The organism is Halomonas korlensis, from assembly GCF_900116705.1.
Classification (GTDB): Bacteria; Pseudomonadota; Gammaproteobacteria; order Pseudomonadales; family Halomonadaceae; genus Halomonas; species Halomonas korlensis.
In genome coordinates this window covers 115162-137969 of record NZ_FPBP01000002.1, presented here as the reverse complement: position 1 = coordinate 137969, position 22808 = coordinate 115162, and the positions used below count along the sequence as shown (strand labels likewise).

Here is a 22808-nt window from a genome sequence, read left to right as displayed (position 1 = left end):
CGGTTCACAAGGACAAGTCGAGCACCGCTCGCAACGACAGGGAGAAGACGATGCACCAGGTGGAACGAGCCATTTTCGACCTGCGCCGCGGCCTACCGGTGGTGATCGGTGCCGGCGAGACGCGCGTGCTGGTCCAGGCCGTCGAGGGCGCCCCGGAAGCGGTGGCGGCACGGCTTGCCGAGCGGGCCGGTGGCAAGCCGGCGCTGGTGTTGAGCCGGCATCGATTGAGCGTTCTCGGTGTGACCGAGACCAAGGCGCCGGCACGGCTGCCGCTGCCGGCGGGGCTGGAATGCCGGCGCATGATGGCTCTGGCTTTTGGTGCCACACCCGAGGCGAGCCTGGGGCGCGAATCGCTGGCAGACTGGCGGGCGCGGCTGACACCGGCAAGCCAGGCCGACCGGGCCGCCCTGGTGCTGATGCGTCGGGCCCTGCTGATCCCCTCGGCACTGGTGGCCAAGGTCGAGGATGCTCATCGTGACGCGATCGATGCCGAGGTGGCCGCCGGTTCGCTGCTCATGGTGCCGGCCGAACAGGCCGAGCGTTGCCTGGACGGCACCACCGGCATGCTCAAGCGTGTGAGCGAGGCGAAGATTCCCCTGGTCGAGGCATTCGACTGCCGCTTCATCCTGTTTCGGGAGCCGGACGGCATGCGTGAGCACGTGGCGGTGGTCATCGGCGATCCGAGAAAGACCGCGGCTGCGGTGCCGCTACGGCTGCATTCGGCCTGCCTGACCGGCGATCTGTTCGGCAGCCTGCGCTGCGATTGCGGCGACCAGCTGCGCAACGCGGTGGCCGAGATCGAGGCCCTGGGCGGCGGGGTGCTTCTCTATCTGGCTCAGGAGGGACGCGGCATCGGGCTTGCCAACAAGCTGCGCGCCTACACCCTGCAGGACGCGGGGCTGGACACGGTGGATGCCGACCAGGTGCTCGGCTTCGGCGATGACGAAAGGCGCTATAGCGTCGCAGTCGACATGCTGAGTGCGCTCGGGATCCATCGCGTTCAACTGATGACCAACAATCCCGGCAAGATCGCGGCACTCGCCGAAGGGGGAATCGAGGTGGTCGAACGTCAGGCGCTCTATGGCAGCCTCAACGACCACAATCGGCGTTACCTCAATGCCAAGGCGGAGCGCGCTGGCCACCTGCTGGATGGGGTACTCGACAGCCCAGCCGATGGGGGCCGATGACGGTCCTCTCCGGCAACAGACCCTCTCAACAACAGACAATGTCAGCGAACGGGGTCGTCGAGGGATGTCTCGGCGGTCTCGACAACCAGGCGTGCGATCCGCTCGCCATAGTGTGCTACCAACTGCACACCCAACTCGCGGGTGCCCAGCTGCGCATTGCCCACCACCCCGAGCGGGTTAAGGTCCTCGGCCAGCCAGGCGAAGCTCGCTTCTCCCTCTGGCCCCAGCCGCTTGCCTTGTGCGGCCATGGTCCGACCGCGCGAAGGCACGTCGGCCAGGTGGTCGAGCCGAACCTGGGTCGGTGCGAGGTAACGCATCATGGCGGTTTCCACCGCGCCGCCATGCAAGCCATGGCGAAGCTCTTCGATCGGAAGCCCCTCGGCGGGAGGCGCGTCGGGGGCCAGGGTGTCGGGCAACGACAGGCGCGTGTAGTGCAGCTTGACCACCAGCAGGCCATGGCGACGACGAAGCCGCAGTGCGGCCAGATCCATCACCGCCTTGTTGCCGCCGTGACTGTTGATCCACAGCAGGCGCTTGAACCCGGCTCGTGCCACCGCCTCGCCATAGGCTTCCAGGGTCGCGATGGCAAGCTCCGGCGACAGGCTCAAGGTGCCCGGAAAGCTCAGATGCTCGTCGCTCGCGCCGATGGCCATGGCCGGCAGGACGACGAGCGGAAAGTCTGCGGGCAGATGCCCTTGAGCCGCGTCGAGCAGTCCCTCGCCAATCACCAGGTCGGTTGCGAGCGGCAGGTGGGCGCCGTGTTGCTCGATGGCGCCGAGTACCATGACCGCCACGCTCTCGCTTGGCAGCGCCGAGAGTTCCCGGCTGGTGAGATCCTGCCAGCGCGGGAACCTAGGAGGCGTCGAAGCGCTGCTCATCGGGTCGGCTCCTGGGAGTAAGGGGTAGGAGGAGAAGTACTGGCCAGGCGTGCATAGAGATCGCCGGAGGCGAGATCGCTCGCTCCTTCGGATAGCCAGCGGGATGCGCTTTCGGCGGATTTCCAGTCGGACCAGAGGAAGCGACGCTGTTCGCCGGCAATGGCGTTGAAGCGATAATCGCCCAGCGCCGACAGGCGGACGATGCAACGCTTGGCTACCTCGAGGCTGCCGGCCACGAATTCCACCGAGACGGCTTCCACCGGCTGGCTGAGCCCGGCCAGCACTTCATCCTCGAAACCTTCCACATCGATCTTGCAGAAGCGCGGCAGTCCATGCTCGGCGATCAGGGCATCCAGTGAGGTGACCGGTACGCGAATCTCGTCTTCCCAGCGCACGGTCCGAAAGCCCTGGTTGTGCTGGCCGATGGACTCACGCCACCGTACTGCCAGTGTCGAGACGGTCGGTGTGGCGCGACTCATCGCCAGGGTCGCCTCGCCGACCTGGGCGCCAGCGGCACAGGGCAGCAGGGCGACCTGCGGGTGGCGGCCCAGCAGGCGGGTCAGCCAGCGATACAGGTGCGGTTGGGGTTCCAGCGCTACGACGCGGGCACCAAGGGCGGCAAAGGCCGCGGTGCGGTCTCCCAGGTGGGCGCCCACGTCAAAGGCCAGGTCGCCCGGTCCGGTGAACTCGGCATAGAGTCGTTTCAGACCGCGTTGACGCCCCGGGCGCCAGTAGATAGCCAATGAACGGGCCACGCCCAGGCCACGGCTGAGTCGGTGGTGCAGCGAGGGGAAAAGACGGGTCATGGCCTTCCTGGATCGAGGTTCATGGAGCTTGGGTGGGCCGCTCAGTGGAAAACTCAGTTGAGATGATGGTCGTTGGAGGCATCGACCTTGCGCACCGGCTTGCTTGAAGTGGGCGTGCTCGGCTCGCTTTGCCGAGCCACCTGCGGCGACGCCTTTGGCCTGGCATGAAAGGATTGCAACGGCATGTCGCCTGGCAGGGGCGTGGGCGGCGACCTGAGTTGGGCACCATGATCGTCAGGGGCTGCCGACTGGGCATTCTGCACCAGCGTCGATGGCATGACTTCCGTGGGTACGCACAGCAGGCCGAGGCGCCGCAGCCGCTTGCCATGGGTGAGGCTGCTGGTGAGCTTGACCAGCGGCGCCGACAGCATCAGGCCGATCCATACCGGCGACAGCCACCAGAAGAACACCGGCGCAAAGGCATAGGTGACGTAAGCCCAACCTGCCCCGAGTAGGGTCGCGACCCAGGTGTGGCGAATGGCGTCCTTCCAGGGGACCGAGCGTCCCTCGCGCACCTGGGCATCCCAGCTGACTTTATGGCCGCTCAGCACGCTCAGGATGAACAGGCTGTGAAAGGCCATCATGAGCGGGGCGATCAGAATAGCAATGGTGATCTCCAGCAGCGTGCTCAACAGAAGCTTGAACCTTCCGCCATAGGCTTCGGGCTGCTGGATGAAGGACAGCAGGAACCCCAGCATCTTTGGCAGCAGCAGCAGTACCACCGTGCTGACGATCAGTGGGATGATCAGGCCGGGCGTGGAGATTGGCCAGTCGGGAAAGAGTTGATAGCCGGCGCTGAAAAAATCGTGTCGTCCCTGGGCGCGACCGATGGCGTCCACCGTGCTTACCACCAGCATCAACCCCCACAGCAGCGAGGTCAGGTAAGCCATGGCCCCGAACAGGAAGTGGAAACGGCTCATGGGGTGAAGGCCGGGAACCCCGAGCAGTCGAAGATGCTGCATGTTGCCCTGGATCCAGCGCCGATCACGCTTGGCAAAATCGAGAATGTTGCTGGGCACCTCTTCGTAACTTTCGCCGACGTGCACATCCAGGTGCACTTCCCAGCCGGTGCGACGCAGCAGTGCCGCCTCGACGAAATCATGGCTGAGGATTTCGCCCCCCAGCGGGGGGCGGCCCGGAAGCTCGGGCAGCCCGCAGCTTTCCATGAAGGCCCGGACACGAATAATGGCGTTATGCCCCCAGAAGTTGACGGTCTCGCCCTGCCAGAAACACTGACCGGTCGCCAGTAGCGGGCTGTGCAGAGCCGCCGCGAACTGCGTGAAGCGACCGAACACGCTGTCCGAGCGGATGGGAATCGGGATGGTCTGTATCAGCCCGATCCTGGCATTCGCCTGCATGGAGGCGACCAGCGAAACCAGCGTCTGTCCCCCCATGATGCTGTCGGCATCCAGCACGATCATGTAATCGTAATGCCGGCCCCAGTGGCGGCAGAAGTCCGCCAGGTTGCCGGCCTTGCGCCCCTGGTTGTTCTCGCGTCGACGATAGTGAACGGTGAAGTGCGGCGCGAGACGTTGCTGAAGAGCGGCGATGGCGGCTTCTTCCTGGCGGGCGATCGTGGCGTCCTGGGTATCGCTGAGTACGAATGCCTCGAAGCCTTCCACGCCGGGCTGCTCGAGCAGCGAACGGCAGGTGCTTTCCAGGCCGGTGGCGACTCGAATGGGGTCCTCGTTGTAGATAGGCATCACCAGCGCGGTACGGTGTTCCCCCAAGTGCCGCGCCGTGGCGGGGGGAGCGACACGCGACAAGGTCAAGGGATCACGATGTGTCAGTCGCAGCACGAACCCGATGATCGCCGTCCAGAAGGCAATCGTGATCCAGCCGAAGGTGATCACGAACAGGCCCAGCACCACCGCCTGCAAGGGAGTAATGCCGTTGACGCGCAGGATCTCGAACATTGCCCAGCCACCGAATGCCGTACTGGCGAGCACCAGCAGCGCGAATATCCAGCGTCTCGCGGCGAGCCAGGGGGCCCGCGTCGGAAGGCTAGCGGAGTTCATTGGGGTTCCAGACATAATTCCATGTTTCGGTCAGGGGACGGTCGCGAAGCGTCAACTTGAGGCGCATGTCGGTAGGGCTATCGCCATCGGGCTGAAGGCGGAACGTCGCCCGCCAGGTTTCACCGTCGGGAAGTCGATGCACTTGTAGCTCGTGAGACTGGCCGCTCGATACCTCGAGTGTAGCCGCTACGGGATGTGTGTCGTGCAGGGTGGACAATTCCTCGCCGCGAAAGTCGATTACGAACTGTCGCCGACTGCGGGGCGGCGGGTCGCTCTGGCCAGGAATGGCCCCCCAGCCTTGGCGGGTGCGCACGACGCTCGCCAAGGGCTCTTCCGGCCGGTTCGCGTCGAAAGTGGCGATCCGGTAGCGGAAGGTGCGTTCTTCATCGGCGCGCAGCGGCTCCTTGGGAACCCAATAACTGACGATATTGTCGTTGGTTTCGGAGTCACTGGGGATTTCGACCAGTTCCAGGTCGCCCGGCCCCCAGTCGTCGAGTGGAGTGATCCAGTGGCTGGGACGACGCTCGTAGCGCGATTCCAGGTCCAGGTAGTCGTCGAAGTCGCGTTCGCGCTGCACGAGACCGAACCCTTGCGGATTCTCGTCGTGAAGCCGGCTGATACGAAGCTCCTGCGGGTTGCTCAAGGGCCGCCAAATCCACTCGCCGGCATGGGTGTGCATTAACAGCCCCTGGGAGTCGTGGACCTGGGGTCGGAAGTCGTCTTCCGGGTAAGGGCTGACATCGCCGAACATAAACATGCTGGTCAGCGGTGCGAGTCCCAGCTTGTTCACATCATGACGGGCAAAGAGTCGTGCCTCGATATCCACCTTGATGTCGGCGCCAGTATGGACGATGAAATGGTAGGCGCCGGCAAGCGAAGGACTGTCGAGCAGTGCCACGATCTCGATGCTGGTGGCGTCGGGTTCTGGCTGGAACAGCCAGAATTCACGGAAGGCGGGAAACTCTTCCCCGCTGGATGAGGCGGTATCGATGGCCAAGCCACGCGCCGAGAGTCCATAGCCCTGGTCGCGGCCTACCATCCGGAAGTAGCTGGCTCCCTGGAACACCAGAAACTCGTCACGGTAATCCTCGCGGTTCAGCGGATAATGCAGGCGAAACCCCGAATAACCGCTGCCACTCAGGTCTTGGTTGGCGAGCGAGGCAGCATCGCCATCGTAGCGAAAGAAGGCAGCATCGAAGGGGAGGGAGCGGATCTCGCCATCCTCGATGAGGTTGATCTTGACGGGCTGCCCGAACAGAAAGCCGGCATGAAAAAGCTGGATCGAAAAAAGTGCTTCGTCTTCCCAAAGCGCCTGTTCCGAGCGAAAGCGAATCGAGCGATAGACATCATAATCGATATCTCGCAAGACCTCGGGTAATGCCCCATTGCGTTCTTCGTAAGGGGCTTCGGCCAAGGCACGCGCCCGCTCGGTGGCCTCATCGAATATGCTGGGCTGAGACGTCTCGGGTTCAGCCCACGCCGAAGAGGCTAGCCATATCAGTGACAGGCTAGCTGCCAGCTTTCGTGCCGGATGCATGCGGTTGTCCTCCCTGAGCATTTTCTCCCATGGAGTTGACAGCAAAATGCTCGTCAAGTTGCCAGGATATTTTGATACAAATCTTATACAATATTCTTTTCGGCGTCTATTTTCTCGAGATCCTTCCATGACTTTTCGTTATCTTGCCCGCGCCTTGATGGCCCTCGCGATCCTCAACCTGGTGTTGCTGGTGCCGCTGTGGGTACGCTTCGGTGAGCCCACAGCCCATTGGCTCGCCCTGGAGGCACTCGTATTGGCGGGGCTCATGATCGTGCTGCCGACTGTAGCCCGTATCGTCTGGCTGCGGTGGCTGATAATCGTCATCGTTATGTTGGGGTTGCTGCTCGGCCTGGGGAACGCCGCGACGCAGCTGACCTTTGGGCGTTCGTTGAATCTCTATCTGGATACGCCGCTGCTGCGCTCGGTGCTCGACTTGCTGACCGGCAATCTAGGATTACTGCCGGCGCTGCTGGCGGTCCTCGGAGGGGTAGTGGTCATCGGCCTGCTGGTCGGGTTTCTGGCCTGGGCACTGCGAACCCTGCAGGGCATGGAGCGCAACCGAGTGTCGGTCGCCCTAGGCGCGGTGCTGCTGATCGTCGGCAGTGGCCTCGCCGTGGCCGAGTTCACTCACTCGCGACTGCTCACGATGGCACGCACGCCGCTGCTCAATACGTGGTATTTCCAGGTGGATCAATGGCTCGAGACGCGTCGTGCCCACCGCGAGTTCGCGGCGCGCATGGAGCGTGTGCCGGCACCGGCGCGCGAAATGCCGGGCCTGGTGGGCAAGAACGTGTTGCTGGTTTTCGTCGAATCCTATGGGGTGTCGGCACTGTTCGACGAGCGCTATGCGGGGGTCGTGCGGCCGCGACTGGACGCCATGGCCGAGCGTTTCGAGCAGGCGGGTCTGTCGGTGGCCTCGGGGACGCTCGACTCGCCGGTTCGGGGCGGCCAGTCGTGGCTGGCTCACGCCACCGCGCTCAGCGGGCAGTGGATCGATAACTCGCTGTGGTATCGGCTGATGCTTGCCAGCGAGCGTGCGACCCTGGTGGATGACTTCCGCGCCAGTGGGCATCGCACCCATGCCGTCATGCCCGCGATCACGCTGGCCTGGCCGGAAGGCGAAGCCTACGGCTTCGAAGACATCCATGCGGCAGATGACTTCGACTATGCCGGGCCGGCGCTCAACTGGGTCACCATGCCCGATCAGTACACCCTGCACTTTCTTCAGCAACGCATCCTCGAACCGGCCGAGTCACCGATCTTCGCCCAGGCGGCGCTGGTGAGCAGCCACGCGCCCTGGACGCCGGTGATTCCCGTTCTCGCCTGGGAGGATGTCGGCGATGGGAGTGTGTTCCAGCGCTGGGAAAACGCCGGCGAGGCGCCCGAGGTGCTCTGGCAGGATGTCGAAAGGGTGCGAGACCAGTATGCGCTGGCGCTGGACTACGCTTTACATACCAGCGCCAGCTGGGCGGAGCGCTATGTCGATGAGCAGACCCTGCTGATTTTGCTGGGCGACCACCAGTCGGCACCACTGATCACCGGGGAAGACGCCAGCGCCGGGGTGCCGGTTCATGTGATCAGCGGTGATGCCGCGTTGGTTGCCCCCTTTCTGGCGCGGGGTTTCGTCCCCGGTACCGTGCCGGTGAAAGAGGCGTCTCCCCCGGGCATGGATCAATTGCGCCGTTGGTTGCATGAGGACTTCGCGCATCCCGTCGACAGCGAAAGGAGACGTTGAAATGTTCACTCCCGTGATTCTGGCTGGCGGCAGCGGGTCGCGACTCTGGCCGTTGTCGCGGCGCAAGCGGCCCAAGCAGTTTCTATCGCTGCTCGATGACCGGAGCCTGCTGGCCAGCACGCTTGCCCGGCTCGACGGGCTGGGCGCCGGGTCGCCGATCGTGATCTGCCAGGAGGACCACCGCTTCCTGGCGGCCGAGCAGCTGCGCCAGGCTGGGGTCGAGGACGCGATTCTGCTACTCGAGCCCGAAGGGCGTGGCACCGCGCCGGCAATCGCCCTGGCGGCATGGGTCGCCGAAACGCAGGGCCGCGACGGCCCCTTGCTGGTGTTGCCCTCGGATCATCATCTGGCCGACGAGACGGCATTTCGCCAGGCACTCCTGCATGCCTTGCGGCTCGCGGGGCAGGGGCGGCTGGTCACCTTCGGGGTCGTGCCGACGCGCGCCGAGACCGGTTACGGCTACCTGCAGGCCGGTGAGCGCCTCGGCGATAACGGCTACGCCGTGGCGCGCTTCGTGGAAAAGCCCGACGCCATGACCGCCGAGGCGTTTCAGGCCAGCGGTGAACATTACTGGAACAGCGGTATGTTCGTCCTGCCGCCTGAGGATTATCTGGCGGCACTGGGCACCTTCGAGCCGGCCATGCTCGAGGCCTGCCGCCGGGCCATGGAAGGCGCGGCGAGCGATCTGGATTTCCTGCGCCCGCAGGCCGACGCCTTCCGGGCGAGCCCGAGTGGCTCCATTGACGTGGCGGTGATGGAGCGCACCGACGATGCGGCGATGGTGACGCTGGCGGCCGGCTGGAGCGATATTGGCTCCTGGCAGGCGCTCTGGGAAGTGCTGCCCCATGACGAACGCGGCAACGCGCTGCACGGCGACGTGTGCTGCGAGGCAAGCGAGGGAATGCTGGTTCACGCCGAGTCGCGCCTGGTCGCCACGCTTGGCGTCGAGAATCTTGTGGTCGTCGAGACGGCGGATGCGGTGCTGGTCGCCGACCGTCGCCGGGCCCAGGACGTCCGGCAGTTGGTCGAGCATCTCGAGTCGGTTGGGCGTCCCGAGGTCGTCGAGCATGCGACCGTGTTCCGGCCCTGGGGCCATTATCAGAGTGTCGATGCCGGGCCGCGTCATCAGGTCAAGCGGATCATCGTCGAACCCGGGGCCCGTCTGTCGCGTCAACTTCACCATCACCGCGCGGAGCATTGGGTAGTGGTCAGCGGCACGGCGCGTGTCACGCTCGACGATAGGCAGTTTCTGGTCGGCGAGAATGAATCCACCTTCATTCCTGTCGGGCGGGTGCATTGCCTGGAAAACCCCGGGCTGATCCCGCTCGCCCTGATCGAAGTGCAGTCCGGCAGCTATCTGGGCGAAGACGATATCGTGCGCCTGGACGACCGCTATGGGCGAGAGTGATGCCGAGCGACAGGCCGACCCCACCTCGGCGAGGCTGGACGCTGTCAGTAGAGTCGAAACGAGCGATGCTGCGGATGACCTTCCTGTTCCTGGATGACCTTGCGGTAACGCTTGTATTCCCACTGATACTGGGTCGGGTCCAGGGCGATGGCAGCTTCCACACAGGCATTGACCCCGGTGGCAGACGTGGCCTCATCGCTGGCATAGACACGCTCGTCAGCCGCCAAGAAATGGATGGCAAAGCCACGACCGGGCAGGCGCCGTGCCACGCCGGTAACGACACGGGCTTGGGTGCGAGCCACCAGCTTGGGCAATAGCGTGCCGGTATAGGCTGGACGGCCAAAGAAGGGGGCGAAGACGCCGCTGCCCCAACTGGGTTCCTGGTCGGGCAGGATACCGACCACCTCACGTTGCCGAAGTGCCTTCAGCAGTGCCGCCACCCCGCGTGGATTGGTCGGTACCAGGCTGGCCCCCGTACGCTCGCGCCCATACTGGATCACCGGGTCCAGCTCAACGAGCTTGGGGGGTTCGTACATGACGGTCATGGGGAAGTGCCCCGTCAACCAGATGTTGAGCAGTTCCCAGTTGCCGAAGTGGGGCGCCAGCACGATCACCCCGCGACCATCGGCCCGGGCTTCGTCGAGTAATTCGCGGCCGTGGACCTCGAGAATAGCGGCATGGACCCGGTCGAGGTCGGCCATCCAGGCAAAGCCCAGCTCCAGCATGGTGGCGGTCGAGTGGGTCAGGCTCTGTCGCGCGAGATGGCGGCGTTTGGCGCGACTATGGTGAGGGTGCACCTGGGCGAGATTGATGTCGGTAACCTCGCGCTCCCGCCGGCTGAACCGGTGCACCAGCGGACCGCCAAGGCGTGCCATGCGCCAGAGGGTCGCCATGCTGCGACCGGCGAGGATACGCCACATCAGGATAATGGCGCGGGCCTGGAGCGAGCTGAAACTGGGCTCCGAACGTGGCATATATCAGACCAGCCAAGTGTCCACGTTATTGGGGGCGCGCTTTTCGTGGAGCGCCCTGAGGCCTTTGACGCAGCGGATCACCAGCCAGATGATGGCCAACAGCCAGGTGAGAAAGCCGATCAATATCAGCGTGAGCAGCCCCGAGACGGCGAAATAGACCAAGGCCATCCAGAAGGTGCGAATCTGGTAGCGGTAATGCTCATCGAGCCAGGCGGGCCCCTTGCCACGATAGACATAGGCGATCACCACGCCGACCAGCGACGTCACGCCGCCGGTCACGATGCCGGCCAGATGCAGGGCATACACCACGATCGCCATGGTAGTGTCGGGCGCGGCGTCCTGGCGAACGACCGAGGCGTCATCGCCATGCTTGAGTGCGTCGTGCTTGGAGGAATCGTTCACGGCGTATCCTGTTAGGGAAATGAATGGCAACGTCACTGTATGGCGCCAATGATACCTGTCGGTAATTACAATGCCAGCCATGAGGCATGGGCGATGAAGGCTTGAGCCCATGCCGTTCGGGGCATTATGGGTCAGAGGTGGCGTCGTGTTTCAGTGGCCGGCTGATCTCGAGCAGGTTGCCATCGGGGTCACGCAGATAGAGTGACTCGATCTCACCGATGGCGCCCTGGCGAGTCACCGGGCCGAGTTCCAGCTCGACCTCCAGCGCCTCCAGGTGCCGCTGTATCTCGCTTAGCGGAAGCTGACTGCGCAGACAGATGTCCAGGCTGCCGGGCGTTGGCGTTGCCGCCGTGGGCGATACGTCGGAATCGGTCCAGTGCAGGCGCAGCGCCATGTCGCCGAGCATCAGGTCGACGCGTTCACGGTCGCGGTAACGTACATCCAGCCCCAGTACCCGGGAGTAGAAATCCACGGCGCGGGAAATGTCGGTCACGGTAATGACCAGATGGTCCAGACCTGACAGCATTCACACCTCCTGTAACGATGAGTCTGTTGAAAGGATACGATGATGAGGGTCTGCCCGCTATGCACATCTCGTCATACCGCTTTCTATCATCAGGATGCCCGACGTGATTATCGCCAGTGTCTGCGTTGTGACCTGGTGTTCGTGCCCCCTGCCCAACGGTTGTCCCGCGAGGCCGAGAAGGCGATCTACGACCGACATGACAATACGCCCGGCGATGCAGGGTATCGCCGCTTTCTTTCCCGCCTGTTCGACCCGCTCCATCAGCGTCTCGCCCCCGGCGCGCGCGGTCTGGACTTCGGCGCGGGTCCCGGGCCGACTCTCTCGGTGATGTTTGAAGAGGTAGGCCATCCGATGGCGATCTATGACCCCTTTTATGCGCCAGCAACATTTGCGCTGACGCGTCGCTACGACTTCATTACCGCAAGCGAAGTGGTAGAGCATCTCTTTGAACCCGGCCGGGAACTCGAGCGATTGGCCGGCATGCTCCATCCCGACGGCTGGCTGGCACTGATGACCAAGCGGGTGACATCGAAGGACGCTTTCGCTCGCTGGCACTATATCCGCGACCCGACACATGTGAGCTTCTTCAGCGAGGCTAGCTTCGTCTGGCTGGCGCAACATCTGCAGTTGTCGCTGACGCTGCCCGCCGCCGACGTGGCGCTGTTGCACAAGTCCGCGTTCCGCGGTACACAAACAGATTGACGCGACGCTTGCCAAGCGTATGATTCTGGCGCAATTCCAGCGCCGGGCCGACGAGTCAGGCGGGATCGTGCCTGTTCTGCCACCCTTGGTTTTTACCTTCCTGTTTCGAGGCGTCTCATGTCGCGGCAACTGCTCGCCATGGCCCTGGCTCCCTTGCTGGGGCTTTTCATTCTCGGCATCGGCAATGGCTTCCTGGCCACCGTCATCACTCTGCGGCTGGACGCCGCCGGCGAATCGCCGGTAGTCATCGGCTGGGTCTCGTCGGCCTATTTCATCGGCCTGGCGCTTGGTGCGATGCTCAACGACCGGCTGCTACTGCGCATCGGCCATATTCGTGCCTATGGCAGCTTCGCATCGCTGGTAGCAGTCACCGTGCTACTGCAGGGGCTGGTGTCGGAGCCCTGGGCCTGGTTCCTGCTGCGCCTGATCGGCGGCTGGGCCACGGTGGGGGTCTATCTGGTCATCGAAAGCTGGCTACTCACTGCCGGTGAGGCCAAGGCCCGAGGCCGGTTACTGGCGCTCTACATGATTTCGCTGTATGCCGCTGGCGTGCTCGGTCAGCTGTTGCTGGGCGTTACCGAGGCCATGGGCGGCGCTGCCTCATTCATGGTAATCGGCATGCTGGCCTCGCTCTCGGTGTTGCCGATGGCGATGATCCCCCGGGTGTCGCCGCTGATCGAGAAAGCCGAGCCGCTCTCACCGCTGCGTCTGATCATCCTCACGCCGACCGGGGTCATGGGTAGCTTCGGTTCAGGGCTTCTGGTCGCCGCTATCTATTCCCTGCTGCCCCTGTATCTGCAGCGCATCGGCCTGAGCGTCAGCCAGATCGGCCAGATGATGGCGGTGGTGGTGCTCGGTGCCATGCTGTTGCAGTATCCAGTGGGCCGCTGGTCTGATCGCCATGATCGGCAACTGGTACTGATCGCCATCAGTGCTTTCTGTGTGGTGATTGCCGTTGCCCTGCTGGCATTGCCGCTTAATCCCTGGTGGCTCGCGGGGCTGCTGTTCATGCTCGGTGGCGGGGTGTTTTCGCTTTACCCGGTGGCTGTCGGCCATGCAGCGGACCGCGCCCCGGCGGGCGCGCTGGTGCGGATGAGCCAAGGCCTGCTGCTGATCAACGCCGTCGGTTCCACGGTGAGCCCACCGCTGATCTCGCCGGTGATGGCGGCCATCGGCGATACCGGATTGCTCTGGGCATTTGGTGTGCTGGGGTTTGCGCTCCTTGTCTTCTTCAGCTGGCGCCGCAGCGTGCGCCCGGCGCCGATCCCGGTGGCGCCTTTCTCGCCGTCCACGCCGATGTCGTCGGTGGGTGCCGAGTTGGTTGTCACCGAAGCATTGATCCAAGGGGCAAGCGAACACGAGCACATGGAGGATCTTTCCGCAGCCGTGCCCGAAGTGGCCGTCGCCGAACCGCTGGTGGGGCCACCCACGGCAGACGAGTCACATGTCAGCTACTTTCATGATGTGCCAGAGGAGAATGAGGAAGGCTCTCGAGCGTCTACTTAGGACTAATGGTTAATAAAAACCAATGAATTTACAGTGATTATTATCATTGCTCCTGAGGTGTTCCATGTCCCCTTATGCCGCCCCCGTCCGCGACGTCCGCTTCGTGCTGGAGGAGATGCTCGAGTACGGCTCGTTTGCCCTTCCTGGTTTCGAGGAGACCAGCCCCGACCTGGTTGAGGCCGTGCTTGAGGAGGCCGCCAGGCTGGCTGGCGAGGTGTGGGCGCCGCTCAACGCCAGCGGCGACCGCCAGGGCTGCCAGCTGAAGGATGGGCAGGTTCGGGTCCCTGATGGCTTTGTCGAGGCCTACCGCGCCTACGCCCAAGGCGGCTGGAACGGCATCGGCGTCTCCGAGGCGCTGGGCGGCCAGGGACTGCCCGAGGTGGTGGCCAGCGCGGTGCAGGAGATGCTGCATGGTGCCAACATGGCGCTGGGCCTGTGTCCGATGTTGACGGCCAGTGCCATCGAGGCCCTGGCCCACCACGGGAGTGACGAGCAAAAGACCCTCTACCTGCCCAAGCTGGTGGAGGGCACCTGGACGGGCACCATGAACCTCACCGAGCCTCAGGCTGGCTCCGACCTTTCCAAGGTGCGTACCCGCGCCGTGCCCGGCGAGGACGGCACTTACCGGCTCTTCGGCCAGAAGATCTACATCACCTGGGGCGAGCACGACGCCGCCGAGAACATTATCCACCTGGTATTGGCGCGAACACCCGATGCTCCCGAGGGCAACAAGGGGATCTCGCTGTTTCTGGTGCCGAAGTATTTAGTGAATGAGCCCCTGGTCAACGCCGATGGCTCGCTGGGCGAGCGCAACGACGTCATCTGCGCTTCCCTCGAGCATAAGCTCGGCATCCACGGCTCGCCTACCTGTACCTTGAGCTTCGGCGAAGGTGAGGGCGCCATCGGTTACCTGGTGGGCGAGGAGGGTCGTGGCCTCAATCACATGTTCACCATGATGAACGAGGCGCGTCACAAGGTTGGAATCCAGGGTATCGGCGTGGCCGAGCGGGCCTGCCAGCATGCCTTCGCCTACGCCTTGGACCGGGTACAGGGCCGCAGCCCACGCTCCGGCCGCAGCGACTGCACCATCAGCGACCACCTGGACGTGCGACGCATGCTGCTTTCCATGCGCGCTCGTACCGACGCTATGCGTGCCCTGGCACTTTATTGCGCTGCCCAACTGGATGTGGCCCGACATGGGACCAGCGAGGACGACCGCAAGACGGCACAGGCGAAGGTCGATGTGCTGATCCCGGTGGTCAAGGCCTTTTCTACCGACCAGGCCGTGGAGATTGCTTCGTTGGGCATTCAGGTGCATGGCGGCATGGGCTACATCGAGGAAACTGGCGCCGCCCAGCTGCTGCGCGATGCCCGCATCGCCCCTATCTACGAAGGCACCAACGGTATCCAGGCCTTGGACCTGGCTGGCCGCAAGCTGCAAAGAGACGGTGGGGCAGCCCTGGCCACGCTGATCGACGAGGTGGAGGGAACCGCAAGAGCGCTCTTGGCGACCACTGAGCTGGCGCCCCTCGGCGAAGGGCTCGCCGCCGGTGCAGCCGATCTCACCGCTGCCCTGGCCATCCTGCTGGAGCAGGGCAGCGACCCGGAACGTGGGGTTGATGCCGTCCAGGCCTACGCCACGCCCTTTCTGAGCCTCGCCGGTCACGTGCTCTGCGCCTGGCAGATGGGACGCGCGGCGCTGGCGGCCACCGCCGCCCAGCAGGCCGGCAGCAGTGACCCCTTCTATGCGGCCAAGCGGCAGAGCGCCGACTATGCTATTCGCCAGTGGCTGCCAGTGGGCCGCGCCCAGCGGGCAGTGATCGAGTCGGGTACGGCGAGTCTCGCCGCTTTCCAGCCCAGCGCGTAATGATCTTCTGCTGCCGGCCCGTGTCGGCAGCGACTCTTCCAGGATATCCGTGGAGCCCACCATGACCCAGAGCATCTTCGCGCAGGGCCTGCCCCAGACGCCGGCCAACTTCGTGGCGCTGTCGCCGCTGACCTTTATCGAGCGCAGTGCCGCGATCTACCCGGACCACCCGGCGGTAGTGTACGGCGAGACTCGCCGCGACTGGGCCGAGACCTGGCAGCGTTGCCGTCGGCTTGCCTCGGCGCTGGGAAAACACGGCGTGAAACCGGGTCAGACCGTGGCCGTCATGCTGCCCAACGTGCCGGCCATGTTCGAGGCTCACTTCGGTGTGCCACTGGCCGGTTGCGTGCTCAATACCCTGAACATCCGTCTGGATGCCGAGGCGATTGCCTACATGCTCGAGCATGGAGAGGCCAAGGCGGTGCTGGTCGACCCCGAGTTCGCCGAGGTTATCGAAGAGGCGGTAGCGAGACTCGATCATAAGCCGGTATTGATCGACGTGCATGATGCCCTCTTCGAGGGCGATGCTCGCCGCATCGGCGAACTGGAATACGAGGATCTGCTGGCCGAGGGCGACCCGGACTACCCCTACCGGCTGCCCGAGGACGAGTGGCAGGCAATCTCCCTCAATTACACCTCCGGCACCACCGGCAAGCCCAAGGGCGTGGTCTATCACCATCGCGGTGCCTACCTCAATTCAGTCAGCAACATTCTTGAGTGGGCCATGCCGCACCACCCGGTCTACCTGTGGACCTTGCCGATGTTCCACTGTAACGGCTGGTGTTTCCCCTGGACCATTGCCGCCAACGCCGGCACCAGCGTCTGCCTGCGCAAGGTCGACCCCCGCAAGATCATGTCCCTGATTGTCGATGAGAAGGTGACCCATTTCAGCGGTGCGCCCATCGTGCTCAACGGCTTGGTCAACCTGCCCGCCGAGGAGAAGCGCGAATTCGATCATCCGGTGAAGGTCACCACTGCAGGCGCCGCACCCCCCGCCTCGGTGATCGCCGGGGTTGAGCAGTTGGGCATCGAGGTGACCCACGTCTATGGCTTGACCGAGGTCTACGGGCCGGTGACGGTGTGTGCCTGGCGCGAGGCATGGGACGCGCTGTCGATCGAGGAGCGGGCGAAGATCAAGGCGCGCCAGGGGGTGCGCTACCATATGCTTGAGGCGTTGTGCATCGCTGACCCCGATACCCTGGAGCCGGTGCCCAAGGATGGCGAGACCATCGGCGAGATACTGATGCGCGGCAATAACGTGATGAAAGGCTATCTCAAGAACGAGGCCGCCACCGAGCAGGCCCTCGCGGGCGGCTGGTACCATACCGGCGATCTCGCCGTCTGGCATGCCGACGGCTACATCGAGATCAAGGACCGCTCCAAGGACATCATCATCTCCGGCGGCGAGAACATCTCTACCATCGAGGTGGAAAATGCCATCTACGCCCATCCGGCGGTGGAAGAGACCGCGGTGGTCGCCAAGCCCGACGAGAAGTGGGGTGAGACGCCCTGTGCCTTCGTCAAGCTCAAGGTTGGCTATGGGGAAGTCACCGAGGCTGACATCATCGAGTACTGTCGCAAGCACCTGGCCAGTTTCAAGGTACCCAAGACAGTGATCTTCAGCGAACTGCCCAAGACTTCCACCGGCAAGATCCAGAAGTTCGTGCTGCGCGAAGAAGCCAGGAAGCATTAGGATAACGTTTCATTTTCAGGAGAGATGCAATGAGCCAACAACCGATCGGCGTGGTCGGCGCCGGCACCATGGGTCAGGGCATCGCCCAGGTCTTGGTCACCAGCGGCTTCAATGTGAAGCTTTTCGATGTGGCCGAGGCGCAGCTGATGCGTGCCCAAGGCGCTATCGAAAAAGGGCTGGGCAAGCTGGTGGCCAAGGAAAAACTCTCCGATGCCGACAAGGAGTCGGCACTGGCACGGCTTGCCACCAGCGCGGCGCTAGATGATCTGAAAGGCTGCGAGGTGATCATCGAAGCTGCACCCGAAAAGCCCGAGCTCAAGGAGAAACTGTTTCGGGATCTTTCGGCGCTGGGCTCGGAAACGGTACTGGCTTCCAATACCTCGTCGCTGTCGCTGACGCGGCTCGCCGCGGTGTGCGACCATCCCGAGCGAGTGGTGGGCATGCACTTCTTCAATCCGGTGCCGGTACTCAAGCTGGTCGAAGTGATTCGTGCCGAGCAGACCAGTGACGCCACCGTGGCGCGTATCGAGGCGCTGGCGAAGGATCTCGGCAAGACCGCCGTGCCGGTGGGAGACTCTCCTGGATTCGCCGTCAATCGTCTGCTGGTACCCATGATCAACGAGGCCGCTTTTCTGGTTCAGGAAGGGGCGGCCACGCCGGAGGCGGTCGATGAGGCCATGAAGCTTGGTGCCGCCCATCCCATGGGGCCGCTGGCGCTGGGAGACCTGATCGGTCTGGACGTGTGCCTGGCGATCATGGAGGTGCTGCAGGAGGGCTTCGGCGACCCGAAATACCGCCCGTGCCCGCTGCTCAAGCGCATGGTGGCCGCCGGGTACCTGGGAAGAAAAAGCGGTCGCGGCTTTCATCACTATGCCTAGTTATGCCTAGCGCATTGTGCAACGTACGGCTCGGCCCGCTTCGTCATACCCAGCCGTTCGCGACAAAAGAGGGGATTGCCGGCCTGGCCGGCGTTATCTAGGGTAAAGCAGTAGTTCGCCCCTCTCTTACACCCATTGCCAGGAGCCTCCATGAGCGACAAGCTGATAGATGTGGTCGACAACGCCGGTGTCGTCCGGTTGACCATTACCCGCCCCAAGGCGCTGAATGCCCTCAACAGTGCAGTAATCGCCGAGTTGGATACAGTGCTTGACGATCTGGAGAGCCGCAATGATCTGCGGGCGGTGCTGATCACCGGGGACGGCGAGAAGTCCTTCGTCGCCGGGGCCGATATCGCCGAGATGCGCGGCAAGTCACCGGAACAGGCGCGCGCCTTCGCCGGACAAGCGCTGCGTACCCTCAAGCGCCTGGAAACCTTACCCGTGCCGGTGGTGGCGCTGGTCAACGGCTTCTGCCTCGGCGGTGGCTGCGAGCTTGCGCTGGCCTGCGACTGGGCCGTGGCCAGCGATAACGCTATTTTCGGCCAGCCGGAGGTGGGGCTCGGGGTAATTCCCGGCTTCGGCGGCACCCAGCGACTGCCGCGTCGTGTCGGTCCCGCCATGGCCATCGATCTGGTGACCACCGGTCGCAAGATCGATGCGGCCGAAGCCTTGCGTATCGGTCTGGTCAATCGCGTGATGCCACAGGCCGAACTCGAGGCCTACGCCGAGGAACTCACCAAGCAGCTTTCCGGCAATGGCCCCGAGGCGGTGCGAGGTGCCAAGCAGGCGGTGCACGATGGCCTGGATCAGGACCTCGACAGCGCTCTGGCGCTGGAAACCGCGCTTTTCGCCTTCTGCTTTGCCGGAGAGGAGCAGACCGAGGGAATGAGCGCCTTCGTCGAGAAGCGCAAGCCGAACTTCTGATACGAATATCTAGCAGATCGCTCGGACCTTGAACGGCAGTGACGGCGACGTCACTGTCCGTCCCGCTAGCCTTGCCGCAGCCTTTCAACCAATGCCTCCATGCGTGAAACATGGCTCCCGTGCCAATAGACCTGACCACAGGCCTCGCACTGCAGGAAATGCTCTACATGTTGCTGCGTCAGGGGCTCGAGCCGGTCGATCACATCCTCCTTGGCCACTGCGACGAGGCGACCATTACAACGCGTGCAGCGGGTGAAAGGGGCGAAAGCCGGAACCAGGTCGAACTCCCTGCACACTTCCTCGACCTGCTGCCAGGGGTCCTCGTGGCGAACGAAGTGGGCGAGCCGGATACGCTTGCGCTTGAGCAGTTGGCGGTCGCGGGTCAGTACCACGCGCTTCTCCGCCTCGGCTTGCGCGGCTAGTTCGGCGTCGCCAATGTCATTGAGGTAATGGCAGTCGAAGCCGAGCAGGCGCAGATAGCGGGCGAGTCGGCCCAGTTGGGCATCCAGCAAGAAACTTGGTTTGGCCGGCGGGCGGGGACGCAGGTGCCGTGCCGCCGGCGGGGCCACTGTCCAGGGGTAGACCTCCACCCGCTCACCGCCGGCGAGGATGTGCTCGAATCCTGCCGAGGTGCCGTCGACCAGGATGACATCCACTTCGGTGTGGGGTACCCCCAGCGACTCGATGACATCCTTGATGGCGGCGCGGCGCGATACGTCGTGGACGATGTTTCTGCCGTGCTGTGCCGGGGGTAGGAAGTCATTCAAACGGTCATGGAAACGGACGTTGGCATCGGCCATGGCGTGTCCCGCGCAAGGGCATTTCATCAGTCAGTCTAGGCTACCTTGCCACGGCGTAACCGGATCATCCGCGTGGCGATGGCGGTGCCGGCCAGCGTGATGATCATGCCGATCAGTATCTGCAGGCTGAGCACCTCGTCCAACAGGAGATAGCCCCACAGCAGGGCGCTGACCGGTACCAGGAAAGTGACCGTGGAGGTGGCGGTGGCTCCCGCGCTGGCGATCAGCCCGAAGTAGAGCAGGAAAGCCACCGTGGTGCTTAGCGCCGCCAACGCCAGGCCGTTGGCCCAGGCCAGGCTGCTGATCGGCTCCGTGGGCCACAGCAGCAACCCCGGGATCATCAGGATCAGCGCCGACATGGCGGAGCTGCCCGCGGCCAGCACCCGCACCGGCAGGTGCGAGAGATGCACCCTGGCGTAGTTGCTGGCCACGCCATAGCAGAAGGTGGCGCCCAGCACGGCGAGTATGAACCAGCCATCGCCGCCCAGCGAAAAGTCCAGGCGGTTCGCCGACAACACATAAACGCCGAAGAAGGCCATGGCAAGCCCCAGATATTGCTGTCGCTGCACCGGTGTGGCGAAGAACAGGGCGCCCAGCAGGGCGGTGAATATCGGCGTAGTGGCGTTGATCAACGAGGTGAAACCGGCTTCCAGGCGTGTGGTGGCCAGCGCCAGTAACGAGAAGGGCAGCACGTGATTGATCAGTCCCAGCATCAATAACTTGCCCTTGTTCTCCCACATCAGCCGCAGGTAGCGCAACTGCAGCAGCAAGGGCAACAGCAGCAGCGCGCCCACCCCCATTCTGACCAATACCAGCGGCACTGGGCCGAACTCGGGCACGGCGACGCGCATGAAGATGAACGACATGCCCCACAACGAGGACAGCAAGATCAAGCGAAGGGTGTCGGTCGGTGACATGCAACGTCCTTGTCGGTAAGGCAAAGGCGGAAGGTTACCATCTCCTCTTCTCTTGAGGTTCTTGACCTAGCGCAAGCGCTGCCCGAGAGGGCTGTGATCTGATGGTATACCGCCATTCTTGTATTCGCTTGAGGAGCTGAGCATGCCTGCCATGATGAAAGCCGCAATCTTCGTTGAGCCTGGCCGTATCGAGATCGATGACAAGCCGATTCCCGACATCGGTCCTAACGATGCCTTGATTCGCGTCACCACGACCACCATCTGTGGTACCGATGTTCATATTCTCAAGGGTGAATACCCGGTCGCCCAGGGGCTGACCATTGGTCACGAACCCGTAGGGGTGATCGAGAAGCTGGGCGCCAACGTACAGGGCTACCAGGAAGGCCAACGCGTCATCGCCGGGGCGATCTGTCCGAGTTTTACCTCCTATGCCTGTCAGGATGGTTGTTCGGCTCAGGATGGAGGACATCATCGCCACGGCTACAAGCCGATGGGCGGCTGGCGGTTCGGAAACACCATTGACGGTGCTCAGGCCGAATACCTGCTGGTACCTGATGCCCAGGCCAACCTGTCGCCGGTGCCCGATGGTCTGACCGACGAACAGGTGTTGATGTGTCCCGATATCATGTCGACCGGGTTCGCCGGTGCTGAGTCGGCGCAAATCAAGATCGGCGATATCGTGGCGGTGTTTGCTCAGGGCCCCATCGGCCTGTGTGCCACGGCCGGTGCTCGGCTGCGGGGCGCGGGCATGATCATCGCCGTCGATGGGGTCGATGAGCGCCTGGCCATGGCGAAGACGCTCGGTGCCGACGTGACCTTGGATTTTCGCAAGGTCGATGTGGTATCGGAAATTCTCAAGCTCACCGGGGGGCGTGGTGTCGATGCGTCGATCGAGGCGTTGGGCCTTCAGTCGACCTTCGAGTCGGCGCTGCGGGTGCTCAAGCCCGGGGGAACCCTGTCGAGCCTGGGCGTCTATTCCGAGAATCTTACGATTCCCCTGGATGCCTTCTCGGCCGGCCTGGGCGATCATAAGATCATCACATCGCTCTGCCCCGGCGGAAAGGAGCGCATGCGCCGATTGATGCAGATCATTGCCGCGGGGCGACTCGACCTCGGGCCGATGGTTACCCATCGCTATGCTCTGGATGATATCGTCCAGGCCTATGAGCTTTTCTCCCATCAGCGTGACGGGGTACTCAAGGTGGCCATTCAGACCGCTTGAGGGGTAGGCGCAGCAGGCGTTTTTCTGCTCGTCGCCTCAGTGAGCTTGCCGATCGCATTTTCGAGGCTCAGCACAAATAAGTGGCGAAGATAAAACCTTGGTAAAAGACCACAAGAATGCCAACTAACGATTCACCTTATTGTATAATCATCTGGCGCAGTCGCTTCGAGGAGCGACTCCAGAGACTGGTTGGCCTTTTCGCTTGACGTGGCGAGGAGAGAGTCGCAGGACATTTCGTTACTTCATTTTGCCAGGTCAACCCGCACAAGTCAGAGTGCTTGTTAAGCTTAATTAGTGTTATTGTCTGATGCCCGCCAGCTCAAAGACGTTAAAACATTGTAAAAACGGTATTACGACACCTTGGCGCTTACCCTTACAAGCGGGCTGAGATTACACACCCGTCCTTATGCGCCGATGAGCGTTCAGACCCTTTAACGCCACTGTTAGGCATTGGTATGCTTCGGCATGGCATTCCACCACGGAGTAAAAATGGAAACAGAACTTAGCGATTTCGAGAAAAACATGCGACGTGAACTCGATGCCTTCATGAAACCCGCCAAGGCGACTGAAAAGCCGACGCGCGAGATAAAGCCAACCGCAAAGCCCGACTCTTCCGCTGCCTACAAGACGGGCCACCTCGTGAAACTGGCGGTACGGACCAAGCAACTTGAGATGGACACGGTGTTCGAGTACGTCTCGGCCAGCATTTCCAGGCTCGAAGCGCGAATGGAAGCCGAGAAGGCGGCCAAGAAGGCGGGTTATCCTATTATCGGTTACCTGATCGATACCCAGCGCCTGTAAGGTAGGAGGCCTTTCGGTACGCTGGGG

Annotated in this window: 20 protein-coding genes; 11 read left to right on the top strand and 9 right to left on the bottom strand. The window is 63.2% G+C overall.

What is annotated here, in order from left to right; genetic code table 11:
* The first annotated feature begins 50 nt into the window (after nt 1–50).
* Nucleotides 51–1187: a GTP cyclohydrolase II gene (locus BM341_RS03385; RefSeq protein WP_089793414.1), complete on the top strand. Its 1137-nt coding sequence runs from the start codon at nt 51–53 to the stop codon at nt 1185–1187.
* A 41-nt stretch (nt 1188–1228) separates the two neighbouring features.
* Here BM341_RS03385 and BM341_RS03380 read toward each other — a convergent pair whose 3' ends face one another.
* From BM341_RS03380 to BM341_RS03365, 4 genes are read right to left on the bottom strand one after another with little or no spacing between them, the layout of a single operon-like run.
* Nucleotides 1229–2065, bottom strand: a complete 837-nt coding sequence (locus tag BM341_RS03380; RefSeq protein ID WP_089792931.1) for a creatininase family protein — start codon at nt 2063–2065, stop codon at nt 1229–1231.
* Nucleotides 2062–2871 (bottom strand): FkbM family methyltransferase, encoded by an 810-nt coding sequence (locus tag BM341_RS03375; protein ID WP_089792929.1) that lies wholly within the window; start codon nt 2869–2871, stop codon nt 2062–2064. Before BM341_RS03375 ends, BM341_RS03380 begins: the two co-directional genes overlap by 4 nt.
* Before the next feature lie 53 nt (nt 2872–2924).
* The gene (mdoH, locus tag BM341_RS03370; RefSeq protein ID WP_245784143.1) at nt 2925–4889 is read right to left on the bottom strand and encodes a glucans biosynthesis glucosyltransferase MdoH; all 1965 of its coding nucleotides are present in this window, start codon (nt 4887–4889) and stop codon (nt 2925–2927) included.
* Nucleotides 4876–6426 carry an OpgD/OpgG family glucan biosynthesis protein gene (locus BM341_RS03365; RefSeq protein ID WP_089792925.1) on the bottom strand — a complete coding sequence of 517 codons (1551 nt, stop codon included), beginning with the start codon at nt 6424–6426 and terminating at the stop codon, nt 4876–4878. The genes mdoH and BM341_RS03365 overlap by 14 nt, the downstream gene beginning before the upstream one ends.
* A 127-nt stretch (nt 6427–6553) precedes the next feature.
* Here BM341_RS03365 and BM341_RS03360 point away from each other — a divergent pair, with 127 nt between their 5' ends.
* Nucleotides 6554–8161, top strand: coding sequence for an LTA synthase family protein (locus tag BM341_RS03360; RefSeq protein WP_089792923.1), 1608 nt, complete (start codon nt 6554–6556; stop codon nt 8159–8161).
* Nucleotide 8162: 1 nt separating this feature from the next.
* Nucleotides 8163–9569, top strand: a complete 1407-nt coding sequence (locus tag BM341_RS03355; RefSeq protein WP_089792921.1) for a mannose-1-phosphate guanylyltransferase/mannose-6-phosphate isomerase — start codon at nt 8163–8165, stop codon at nt 9567–9569.
* A 44-nt stretch (nt 9570–9613) separates the two neighbouring features.
* Here BM341_RS03355 and BM341_RS03350 read toward each other — a convergent pair whose 3' ends face one another.
* From BM341_RS03350 to BM341_RS03340, 3 genes are all read right to left on the bottom strand, one after another.
* On the bottom strand, nt 9614–10543 hold the full coding sequence (locus tag BM341_RS03350; protein ID WP_089792919.1) for a lysophospholipid acyltransferase family protein: 930 nt from the start codon (nt 10541–10543) through the stop codon (nt 9614–9616).
* Between the two features lie 3 nt (nt 10544–10546).
* The gene (locus BM341_RS03345; RefSeq protein ID WP_089792917.1) at nt 10547–10945 is read right to left on the bottom strand and encodes a DUF4870 family protein; all 399 of its coding nucleotides are present in this window, start codon (nt 10943–10945) and stop codon (nt 10547–10549) included.
* Between the two features lie 124 nt (nt 10946–11069).
* On the bottom strand, nt 11070–11471 hold the full coding sequence (locus BM341_RS03340) for a VOC family protein (RefSeq protein ID WP_089792915.1): 402 nt from the start codon (nt 11469–11471) through the stop codon (nt 11070–11072).
* Nucleotides 11472–11510: 39 nt separating this feature from the next.
* Between BM341_RS03340 and BM341_RS03335 the strand changes: the two genes are divergently transcribed.
* The 6 genes from BM341_RS03335 to BM341_RS03310 all read left to right on the top strand — a co-directional run bounded on the left by BM341_RS03335 (nt 11511) and on the right by BM341_RS03310 (nt 19041).
* Complete coding sequence (locus BM341_RS03335) at nt 11511–12173, top strand: class I SAM-dependent methyltransferase (RefSeq protein WP_089792913.1); 663 nt, start codon at nt 11511–11513, stop codon at nt 12171–12173.
* A gap of 117 nt (nt 12174–12290) precedes the next feature.
* A complete protein-coding gene (locus BM341_RS03330; RefSeq protein ID WP_089792912.1) occupies nt 12291–13679 on the top strand; it encodes an MFS transporter in 1389 nt (462 codons plus the stop codon).
* A 64-nt stretch (nt 13680–13743) separates the two neighbouring features.
* The gene (locus tag BM341_RS03325; protein ID WP_089792910.1) at nt 13744–15546 is read left to right on the top strand and encodes an acyl-CoA dehydrogenase; all 1803 of its coding nucleotides are present in this window, start codon (nt 13744–13746) and stop codon (nt 15544–15546) included.
* Between the two features lie 61 nt (nt 15547–15607).
* Complete coding sequence (locus BM341_RS03320) at nt 15608–17239, top strand: acyl-CoA synthetase (protein WP_089792909.1); 1632 nt, start codon at nt 15608–15610, stop codon at nt 17237–17239.
* A gap of 29 nt (nt 17240–17268) precedes the next feature.
* On the top strand, nt 17269–18117 hold the full coding sequence (locus BM341_RS03315) for a 3-hydroxyacyl-CoA dehydrogenase NAD-binding domain-containing protein (RefSeq protein WP_089792908.1): 849 nt from the start codon (nt 17269–17271) through the stop codon (nt 18115–18117).
* Nucleotides 18118–18267: 150 nt separating this feature from the next.
* Nucleotides 18268–19041 carry an enoyl-CoA hydratase-related protein gene (locus tag BM341_RS03310; RefSeq protein ID WP_089792907.1) on the top strand — a complete coding sequence of 258 codons (774 nt, stop codon included), beginning with the start codon at nt 18268–18270 and terminating at the stop codon, nt 19039–19041.
* A gap of 65 nt (nt 19042–19106) precedes the next feature.
* Here BM341_RS03310 and BM341_RS03305 read toward each other — a convergent pair whose 3' ends face one another.
* A complete protein-coding gene (locus BM341_RS03305) occupies nt 19107–19841 on the bottom strand; it encodes a Mut7-C RNAse domain-containing protein (RefSeq protein WP_089792906.1) in 735 nt (244 codons plus the stop codon).
* Nucleotides 19842–19876: 35 nt separating this feature from the next.
* A complete protein-coding gene (locus tag BM341_RS03300) occupies nt 19877–20758 on the bottom strand; it encodes a DMT family transporter (RefSeq protein ID WP_089792905.1) in 882 nt (293 codons plus the stop codon).
* A gap of 142 nt (nt 20759–20900) precedes the next feature.
* Between BM341_RS03300 and BM341_RS03295 the strand changes: the two genes are divergently transcribed.
* Entirely contained in the window at nt 20901–21980 is a 1080-nt protein-coding gene (locus BM341_RS03295) for an NAD(P)-dependent alcohol dehydrogenase (protein ID WP_089792903.1), read from the top strand.
* Nucleotides 21981–22445: 465 nt separating this feature from the next.
* On the top strand, nt 22446–22781 hold the full coding sequence (locus tag BM341_RS03290) for a hypothetical protein (RefSeq protein ID WP_139232965.1): 336 nt from the start codon (nt 22446–22448) through the stop codon (nt 22779–22781).
* Nucleotides 22782–22808 lie beyond the last annotated feature (27 nt).